Origin of the sequence: Mesorhizobium sp. M5C.F.Ca.ET.164.01.1.1, assembly GCF_004792125.1 — a bacterium.
Taxonomy (GTDB): Bacteria; Pseudomonadota; Alphaproteobacteria; order Rhizobiales; family Rhizobiaceae; genus Mesorhizobium; species Mesorhizobium wenxiniae.
On sequence record NZ_SRTG01000193.1, the window covers coordinates 1 to 380 of the forward strand.

Sequence of the window (380 nt, forward strand, 5' to 3'; positions counted from 1 at the left end):
ATCTCGTCGAGCGTGCCCGGCTGTTGCCGGTCGAGCCAGCAGAGCAGCTTGGCCACCGCCGCGCCGTCGCGGCGGTGCGCGGCGCGGCTGCCGTTGATCTCGGCCTGGTTTTTGGTGGCGCGGGGGATGCGGGCCGGATCGGGCGCTGAAACCACCGAACCGCCATTGTCCTCGACCAGCATTCTCAGCCTTTCGGCCGCCAGAACAGGGTCGAGCGCGATCCTGGCGCCGCCCTTGGCCAGCGCGACAACGGCGGCTTCGAATTCGCCGGGCTCGTGCAGGTCGGCAAGCTGGGTGAGATAGGCGGCGACCATGCGCGGGAAGTTGCGCTGATCCATGAAGAGCTGATGCTTGCCGTCGGCGGCAAGGATCGCGAAACC

General features: G+C 68.4%; 1 protein-coding gene. It reads right to left on the reverse strand.

The genetic code is table 11. The features are described from left to right. The coding region (locus EN807_RS33080; protein WP_348640284.1) for an aminopeptidase P family N-terminal domain-containing protein at window positions 1-380 on the reverse strand (380 nt) is incomplete at both ends.